At 44.0% G+C, this 9,637-nt stretch carries 7 protein-coding genes; 1 reads left to right on the forward strand and 6 read right to left on the reverse strand.

Translation table 11 applies throughout. From position 1 onward, the window contains the following. Nucleotides 1–226: 226 nt before the first annotated feature. The 4 genes from ACWJAO_RS12770 to ACWJAO_RS12785 are packed head-to-tail and all read right to left on the reverse strand — an operon-like array spanning nucleotide 227 to nucleotide 7,748. Complete coding sequence (locus ACWJAO_RS12770; protein ID WP_449140537.1) at nucleotides 227–1,582, reverse strand: DUF5121 domain-containing protein; 1,356 nt, start codon at nucleotides 1,580–1,582, stop codon at nucleotides 227–229. A gap of 42 nt (nucleotides 1,583–1,624) precedes the next feature. Continuing rightward, entirely contained in the window at nucleotides 1,625–3,172 is a 1,548-nt protein-coding gene (locus tag ACWJAO_RS12775; protein WP_287866976.1) for a glycoside hydrolase family 30 beta sandwich domain-containing protein, read from the reverse strand. Nucleotides 3,173–3,230: 58 nt separating this feature from the next. After that, nucleotides 3,231–4,757: a RagB/SusD family nutrient uptake outer membrane protein gene (locus tag ACWJAO_RS12780; protein ID WP_449140538.1), complete on the reverse strand. Its 1,527-nt coding sequence runs from the start codon at nucleotides 4,755–4,757 to the stop codon at nucleotides 3,231–3,233. A 12-nt stretch (nucleotides 4,758–4,769) separates the two neighbouring features. Further along, the gene (locus tag ACWJAO_RS12785) at nucleotides 4,770–7,748 is read right to left on the reverse strand and encodes a SusC/RagA family TonB-linked outer membrane protein (RefSeq protein WP_449140539.1); all 2,979 of its coding nucleotides are present in this window, start codon (nucleotides 7,746–7,748) and stop codon (nucleotides 4,770–4,772) included. A gap of 497 nt (nucleotides 7,749–8,245) precedes the next feature. On the opposite strand from ACWJAO_RS12785, the gene ACWJAO_RS12790 reads away from it, so the two are divergent. After that, the gene (locus ACWJAO_RS12790) at nucleotides 8,246–8,431 is read left to right on the forward strand and encodes a hypothetical protein (protein WP_287584406.1); all 186 of its coding nucleotides are present in this window, start codon (nucleotides 8,246–8,248) and stop codon (nucleotides 8,429–8,431) included. Nucleotides 8,432–8,593: 162 nt separating this feature from the next. On the opposite strand, the gene ACWJAO_RS12795 is transcribed toward ACWJAO_RS12790, so the two are convergent. Next, entirely contained in the window at nucleotides 8,594–9,013 is a 420-nt protein-coding gene (locus ACWJAO_RS12795) for a DUF6169 family protein (RefSeq protein WP_229775013.1), read from the reverse strand. A gap of 64 nt (nucleotides 9,014–9,077) precedes the next feature. Continuing rightward, nucleotides 9,078–9,221, reverse strand: coding sequence for a hypothetical protein (locus ACWJAO_RS12800; RefSeq protein ID WP_022121358.1), 144 nt, complete (start codon nucleotides 9,219–9,221; stop codon nucleotides 9,078–9,080). Between the last annotated feature and the right edge of the window lie 416 nt (nucleotides 9,222–9,637).

Below are 9,637 nucleotides of genomic sequence, written 5' to 3' on the forward strand. Positions count from 1 at the left end.
CGCTGACTTCTTTCAGATTCCGCGTCACCACGGACACCCTTGTCTCTCTGGCTAGACGATTCCCACTACTAGGGCTCGTTAGGGACTTGCACCCATTAGACAACACACATGCTAGTCAAACAAAAAAGGCTGCCCCAAAAGGTTTGGAGCAGCCTTAAACAAAGCTTTATACCTAAATTATCAAACTAAAACCTAAAATGCTTATGAATGATTATAAACCTACATATTATTTCTTTTCTACTTTAAGAACTGCCTTGTCTACACCGGCAGTCAAGTCAACTGTAAGAACGAATGTCTCGCCATCCTTCAGTTCTACTCCATCTTTCAGATAGACATTGCCATTGTCGTGACCATTACCATCACCGATGCCGAACACCTCGCTCTCAGTAGAGATGAGATGGCTGTTATCCTTACCCTTGAACTCAACGCCCCAGTTTGCCTGACCGAAGAACTTAAAGTCTACGTCAGTAGCTCTGAGCTGCTTGCCTACGGTGAGTGTAACCTGATATACCTTATCCTTGATTGGAGTGAGACAGACATCAGAATCTACACCTGTCCACCAGCTATGATTGACAGCCTCCCAAGTTGGCTTGTTGACGCCTTCATTACCGATAATCCAGAGTGCACCAGTACCATCTCCATTCAGTTTCATTGGCTCATTTCCATTCATAGTCCAGATGCGGAATGACTTATGGGTAAAGTCTGCCTGAATGGTATATCTGCCGGTAATAGCCTTGAAAGTATAGCTTCCATCCTCTTCTTTCTGGAACCAGTCGCTGTCATAATACCAGTCATCTGGCAGATTATTGCCGTTGAGAGTAAGGTTACAGGTAGCACCTTGCTTGATATCACCCACCCAAGTCTTGCCTGCATCAGAATCGGCAAAATCGAGGATAGTAACCGGCAATACATCGGTAGGACCAGCCGTATAGTTCTTGGCATCGAAAGTGACAACTACATCGCTCATATTCTCAGAAGTGAAGTTGAAGTTGCCTGTTTCTCCCAAACTGATATCCTTACCTGTGCTGGAACCGAAGACAAACTTTCCATCCTTCGTTGCAAAATATCCCTTGAAGGTCTTCTTGCTGCTAGGAAGAACAGCCTGATAAACAAAGTCGCTCTTCTCAGTCATGTCATATTTAATACCGTCAGCACTCACAAACTGCAGATTGTTGAAGTGAGGGCGCTTGATATCAAACGACAAGGTCTCTGTATTCGATTTGGTTGATACATTCTGCAGAGTAAGTTGAATATCCACCTTTCCATCAGGAACATTCTGTGCATAAGGCACTTTCAGTTTAACTGTATATTCACCAACCTCCTTGGTACGGATGGTAGTTTCATCAACACTCTGCCCGCTAAACAGAAGATTTGCCTTCAAGGTAGAGAGAGCCACTCCTCCGTCATCCTTGCAGTTTACTTTCACCTCCACTTCATCACCCATCCATACAGCTGCAGCAGGAGCCGTATAGCTCATCACTGGATTACCGGCAGGAGTAGGCGCACTGTAATCATCATCACCGCAAGATGCCATCAGTGGCAGGGCGAGCAACGCCATGATATAATATCTGATATGTTTCATAATGGTCGTATCTTTAATGAATCATTTACAATAGTTTATGGATTACTTATTCCACTTGCATGAGATGACACCATTTGCAGGAACCTTGCAGGTAAAATTATGAGTTCCATCACTGAGGTTGATTGACTTAGCCTCATCTCCCTCGTTGATGATGACTGCCGCATAACTACCATCAGGATTAACAAACTCAGCATGTGTAATCTTACTGTCATTAACGGTGCGGGATGTATTACCAACACGAACCGCACCAGGAGCAACGACACTAGACATGTGGTTGATGATGTAATAATGAGAATTGTAGCTCAACTGGTTGTAACCATTCTGATTGATATCAATAGCACCATAGCAGGTCTGGCATCCACCATCCAGGTTAGGTCCCATCTTATTGTCAAGCATCAGATTCCATACAAGCACAGCCTTGCAATACTGGTTTACCGTAGCGAGCGCCACATTCTTCATATCCGCCATCAGTCGTTTACTCAAGTCACGTCCGTTATTCCAGGTTCCGATACTGGTTTCCGAGAATATCAGTTCCTTGTCAGGACGTTGGTTGTGGATATCAGTCAACTCGCTGTTGTTGCCGCCATAATCATGATAAGCAGCACCGACAACCAACTCTGAACCCTCAAAGTTATCACCGATAGCCTTGTAGAGTTTCACAGGATAATCTTCCTGATCGGCAATCTTGTCATAGTTGTAGTTGTGATCGAAGACATAAATCTTGGTCTGCAGATTATTCTTCTTAAACTGCGCTGCCAATTCCTTTACGAAAGGAGCCTCTTCCTGCCAAGGCATATAGAGTGAAGCACAGTTAGCCTTGTTCAAAGGCTCATTCTGAGGACTCACAGCATAGATATTGATGCCTTTCTCCTTCATCACACTAATAAACTTCACGAAGTACTTGGCATAAGCCTCGCGATAATCCGGATTGAGATGACCATCAGTCCATGAATCCTTTGGCTGCTTGGTGTTGATATCTGTCACCTTCATCCATTTCGGACAAGTCCAGGGAGCTGCGATAATCTTCAGATTTGGGTTGATGGAAAGAATCTCCTTCAATACCGGAATCACATAATCGTTCTCATCGCTATAGAGCGCAAAGTTGCTGATAGGGTCAGATTCGCTGCCCTTCGTGTCGCAATAGGTATACTCGGTACTTGAAAAGTCGTTGCATCCCAAAGAGATACGGGCATAACTTACGCCATAACCCTCTGTGGTAGAGTAAATACGCTTCAAAAGAGCCAGACGCGCCTCTGGGGTCATCTGCATCAGATTATAGCAGGATGAATAAGTGATGGCATAACCAAATCCATCAATCGTCTGATACTTCTTGTTCAAATCGAGTTCGATGGTGGTTGGTGCCATAGATACTCCATTATACAACTTCACCTCACCCTGTGCCAATGAATAGACTCCATCGGCTGTTGTAATGAATGTTTTAGCTGTACCTTGTGCCGGTACCGGATTTGGTGCCTCACTAGGAGTATCAAAGTCTACAGGATCTGAGAAGGAGTTACTGCTGCTGCAAGCTGTCACCGAGAAAGCTGTTGCGCAGACCAGCATCATCAGTTTATTGCTATAGTATTTCATATTTGTTTCTTCTTTTATTTGTTAATAATGATTTGAGTTGAAAGCTATCCAGGTTAGCTTAGTAACCTGGATTCTGCTCTAGATTGGTATTCTGGTCAAGAGCGGTCTGTGGGATTGGCAACAGGTATGAATTGCTGTCAAACTGTTTCACCTGTCTGATGCGTCCGCTGTCACGGTTATCAATTCCGTTGAGATACTTCTCGACCTTGTTGTTGCGGCAGAGGTCGAACCAGCGTTCTCCCTCAAAGGCAAGTTCCAGACGGCGCTCATGGAGAACAGCCTCTATCATAGATTCCTTGCTGCCAGTCTTGTCGGATGTCAGTTCCTTCAGTTTGGCACGCTTGCGAATCTGGTTCACGAGTTTCGCACTCTCGGCAAGATTTCCCTTATAGGCTTCTGCCTCAGCCTTCATCAGGATAATATCAGCTAGGCGAACCCAGTAAATATTATTGTATGAAGAGCGTAACTTATACATGAACGGATAGTTGGAAGCCGGATAGTAGTTGCTCCAGGTACAGGCATAATATACGATAGCCTGATTCTTACGGACCTCATCACCCTCCTTGTCAAAGTCATTGATGATGTCTCGTGAAGGAGTAATCCACTTTGCCCAGGTAAAGTAGTAATCCCAGTTGTCTAACTGACGGCCGTACATCCAGGTTTCCCAGTTTCCGCTACCGGTTGTCCAATGCACCTCCAGAATACCTTCTTTGGTATTGCGCTTCATGCAGTCTTTCGCGGTCTCATCATAGCCCCAAAGTGTTTCATAACTGTCTTCCAGTTCAACACCGGTTGTATTCATCACCTTTTCGGCATAAGCGATTACCTTGTCATAATCCTGCACTTCCTTTTCGGCATAAACCTTGGCAAGCATAGCCTGAGCCACGGTCTTGGTCATTTTGGTGCGGTCTGAGTTGTCATTATCGGGTGCATACTGCTCAGCATCCGTCAAGTCGGCAATAATCTGCTCATAACATTCCTTCGGAGTCTTGCGAGGAGGATAATAGGTAGGATATACCTCATTGATATTCTCGGATGTGATGGTCTTTGCGATGGTCGTAATGACTGGGAAAGAACCCCACAGACGAGCCATTCGGAACATCATCAGGGCACGGAAGATTTCGCCCTGTGCCTTATAGGAATGATATTCTGCTTCTGATATCTGACCGTTCTCCTTCAATTGCTCAACACCATTAATCAGCACATTTGCCTTGGCGATATCCTCCAGATAGCGGTTCCAGTCACGGCTCAATACCGGGTTGCTGGCATCGATAGAGTTGGTCTCATAAGGTACCACCTCTGCACCGGTAGTTCCGGCATAAGCATTATCACTATGTGAATCGCCTACCAGAAGATAGTCGAGATGGGTATGCTCCTGGCGGTTGCGGAATAACTCATAGAGCGATTTGAGCTGTGCATCTGCTGCAGCCTTGTCCTTCAATACGGCAGTTGAGGTCTCTGTCTGACCGCCCTGTGTTATTTCTGATGGCTCTGATAATGGCTCGTAGTCGAGAGAGCAACTTGCCAAAGAGAACATTGCGATGCCACCGAGCGCCAATGTCTTGATTGTATGATATGTTTTCATTGTTGTCGATGTTTAGAATTCTACTTTTACACCTAATACTACACTCTTATTGAGTGGATAGGTACCCCAGTCAATGCCCTGCACACTACCACTGTTGCCATACTGGTTAACCTCCGGATCCATACCGGAATAGTCGGTCAGGGTTAGCAGGTTGGTTGCTGATACGTATGGCTGCAGACGGGTCAGCCCGAAGCGGGAAATCAGTTTGCGAGGCACATCGTAAGAGAGAGAAATATCCTTTACACGGAGATAACTGCCATCTTCTACGAAGTAGGTTGAGTTGCGGATATCCCACTTAGCCTTTGGCACATCGGTAATCTGCCCAGGAACTCTCCAGCGAGCAAGCACCTTAGTACTCTGGTTCTTACCATCATACATTCCTTCGGTTTCCATACGTGAAACGTTGTAGATATCGTTGCCATAACTTCCCTGGATAAGAATACTGAGATTCAAACCCTTATAAGAGAAGGTATTGGTCAAACCGAAGGTGAAGTCTGGGTTCGGATCACCGATATAAGTACGGTCACTGGCTGATACCAGACCATCACCGGTCACGTCCTTATACTTCATATCACCGGTCTCGGGATCCACACCTTCTGCTACATATCCCCAGAAACTGCCCAATGGCTTACCTGGCGTATTGCGAACCACCTGTTCGTTGACGAAATCGGTAGTCGTGGCTTCATAATATACCTGAGTCAGAGACAGGCTCTCCAATTTATTCTTGTTGAATGAGATGTTGAAATCTGTATTCCACTTCAAGGCGCCTGTCAGATTCTGTGAAGAGATGGCAAACTCCCAGCCTTTATTAATCATCGAACCACCATTATAGGTCAGGTTTCTTGCAGCAGCACTACCTGCCGGCAAGGTGATGTTCATCAACATATCCTTGGTCTTCTTATAATAGTAATCGGCATAGAAGGTGAGGCGGTTGCCCAGTACGGTCAAGTCAAGACCAATGTTGGTCTGGGTTGTTGTTTCCCAAGTCAGTTCAGGATTGCTCAGGTTGCCCTGTGAGAAAGTAGGAGTAGCATTGGCATCATTTCCCTCGCCAAACCACTGCACACGGTTGATTTTGTATCTTGCCAGATAGCTGTAATCGCCCAATCCGCTCTGGTTACCGGTCTGTCCCCAGCCTCCACGAATCTTCAAGTCGTCAATCCACTTGATATCTTTCATAAATTTCTCATTGCTTACGCGCCAGGCACCAGAGAATGATGGGAAGTAGCCCCAACGGTGATGAGGTGCCAACTTGGAAGAACCATCAGCACGCATATTAGCGGTTGCCATATAGGTATCATTCCAGTTGTACTGCAAACGGGCGAATGTTGAGAGAATTGCCCAATCAGAAGCTGATGAACCGGTTCCTGTCCAGGAAATCTTGTTGGCTGCATTCAAGGTTGGGAACAGATCGTTGGCATAGTTGCTACCGTTGATATAGTTCTGGCTCCACTTGCTCTGTGTCCAGGAACTACCAGCCATCGCATCCAGACTGTGCTTTCCGAATGCCTTCTTATAGTTTAATACATTGTCCCATACGATAACGCTGCTGATGTTTCTGCCATCATAGCCTGTACCGAATTCCTGACGGCCGATGGTGGTAGATATCGGGTCAAGGAAGTTGGTGATTGTTCCTTGTGTACGGTCGAACGAGAGAGATGTGTTATAAGTCAGTTCTGGCATAAAGGTGACAGTAGCCTTTCCTGTTGCCAGCAATCGGTTGTAAGCAGACTTATTATTCTGAGTACGGGCGATATTCTCTGCTGGCGAGGTAATGTTCACGCCATAGAAGTTGTTGTAGAACTGGCTAGGATTCTCCGGGTTCCATACCGGTGCATAGGTTGGCGTATTGACGATAGCGGTTACTACGCCACCTCGGTTAGAACCGGCACCCGAAATGATACCTGTACCCTTGTTGGTATAATCAGAATAAGTTACACTGGCATTGAGTCGCAACCACTTACGTATATCGTTCTCTACAGATGCTCGGAAGTTGTAACGCTGATAGCTTGACTTCTTGATAACACCATTTTCGCCTGTATAGCCACCCGAGATAAAGTATCTCAGTTTGTCGGTACCATTGGTAATAGAAAGCTGGTAGTCCTGTACATTACCCGTACGGAACACCTCGTCTTTCCAATCTGTCTGGTCTTTCAAGCCTTCAGGCAGTTTCACCAGACCGATTTCATCCATCAGCTCCTTATACTGAGCCGCATTGAGAGATTCCTGGTTGTCACGTACAGTATTAAATGCATAATGTGCATTCAGAGATACCTTGGCTACGCCAGCCTTACCCTGCTTTGTACCGATAATGATGACACCATTGGCAGCACGGGATCCATAGATTGCAGCAGAAGAGGCATCCTTCAACACCTGGATATTATCAATATCATCAGCTGCCAGGAAGTCGATATTAGTCATTGGTACACCATCTACTACATAGAGCGGATCATTGCTGCCATTTAAAGAGGTGGTACCACGCACACGTATGGTTGGTGAAGCACCTGGCTGACCATTGGCTTGCGAAATCTGCAAACCGGCTGCCTTTCCCTGCATACCTGCTGCGGCAGATACGATAGGACGGGTATCAAGGTCTTTGGCTGACACACTGGATACGGCAGTAGTTACATCCTTACGCTTGACAGAGCCATAACCGATAGCCACCACTTCGTTGAGCATATTAGACTCCTCTTCGAGCATAATTTGTACGCCGTTAGAAGCTTTCACTTCCTTATTCTTATAACCTATATAAGAAATTTTGAGTCTGGCACCTGGCTGTACTTCGATGGTGAAGTGACCATCCAGGTCTGTAGCAACACCATTTTTGGTACCATTCTCCAGAACCGAAGCTCCGATAACGGGTTCATTGGTATTGTCGATTACAGTACCCGTAATCTTCACCTTCTGTCCCCAAGCTGTCGCTGAGACCATTAGGACGAGTGCTGAGGCTGCTAATCCTCGCAACATCGCATTACTTTTTGATTTTCTCATAATTTAAACTTTAGTTATTCTCATTTATGTTTAAAATTTAGTCGGGAACCCATCCATGATTGGTTTCCGATTGCAAAAGTATATAAAATGTCTGATATTTGTTGGTTGATTAAATAATTAAGTGGTAAAAATGACCACCTGTTTTTATAACTGCATTTGATTATCAGGACTTTACATTTTTCATAGTTCTAAAAATAAGTGGTAGATTTATAATGGTAAAAGGTACAATTATAGAAGAAAAAACTGTTTTCTGATGATTCAGCCAGAAGATTTATGCAGACAATTCAACAAATGAGTTGTAATATAAGCAATCCCGATTTATCTCTTCACTCTTCACCTTCTCGCCCGTATCCCCTCTGTTTATCGGGGTTTCGGGAGGTGAAGAGTTTTCTTTATCTCTTCACCCACTCTTCACCCCTCTTCACCCATATAGAATTTGTAATACACTATACGCAATATGGGAAGAATCCCTAATTCTGAGGTAAAAAAATCACTTTATGAGACGATATTGCCAGCACTTACTTCAGAAACTGAGCAATAACGGCGGTGTGGATGCTGCCACGGAGCAGATAAAAGCCAAGCAGTATGCCGAACCTTTCAAGGCTGATAAGCGAAAAGTAATTGCCCTTGCCATAGAACTGGATGATAAGGGAAAAGGATTGGTAGATTGGAAGGAAGTATAAAAGAAGATTGGAAGGAAATATAAAGAAGAATAAAGAAGGAAACGGAAAAAAGCCCCCGGTGCCATACGCATCGGGAGCTTTTTTTTATGCACCAGGCAGCAAAGGTGCTGCCTGGTGGGGGTACGATAGAGATTCCGTTTGTCTGTATCTCACTTACCGCGTTTATTCGGGCTTTGTATCAAAGAAACCGATAAACTCATCAAAATCTCGAAGAATGTCAGTCAACTTAGGATTACTCTTTTGAACTATAATAGCTATGTAATTGTCAACTTCTTCATCTCTAAGAATAGAAACCTTGACACAAAACCGATCTCGTTTATCGAATTCGTTAAACCATCTGGTAAAAAGACGAGCTCGCATAGCCTGTCTGCTATCACCCGTTTCACATTGATATAAAAGAATGTCCGGATTCGTGAGAAAAAACTCTTCAATAATACTTTGTACAGTCTCTTTTACTTTAGAATCGTTAGGAGAATTCTTCTTGTTTTCATTGAGAATACCAAATTCATACGCTTTTTCATCCTCCCAGATATTATTATTTTCAACAAATTCTATTCGATACTGAACACCATAATCTGTCAAGAACTTATATGAGCCATTATCTATCCAGACCTTATAAGGAGAATGAAAATTGAGGCGCGTTAAGTTAAAGGCCTGCATAGCAGTTTGCAGCCTCCTTACGTGCTTTAGCAAAGTCTATTTGAGCCTTTGCCTCCATTTCTCTTTTACGTTTAACCATGTCTCGTAATACAGCAATTGCTTCTTCACGAGTTTTAATTTTTAAAGCCATATTTATCCATTTAAAAGTTCTACTTCTATTTGTCTGCAAAGATAAGCTTTTATTTTGAAAATGCAAAGAAAACAGGAGAAAAGTTTCGAAAAAATATGGTGGTAGTTCTTGAACCCACCTATCACAGTGACACATAGAAAACGGTAGCGTTATCGACCACGAATATTGCGTGAAGGCTTTCACCAAATTCTATCAGTTGTAAGCAATCCCGATTTATCTCTTCACTCTTCACCCCTCTTCACCCATATAGAAATACACTATACGCAATATGGGAAGAAAAAAAGAGGAAAAAGAGGGTGTGTCATAAGTCTGTGACGCACCCTTTTTTTTGTGTGTTTCTGTATATTCTAGTTGAATCGTAGTCTTTCTTCACAAAGGGAATCTTATTATATTGTATAGAAACTTTACTTTTCTTG

The sequence above is a fragment of the Segatella sp. genome (assembly GCF_977051555.1).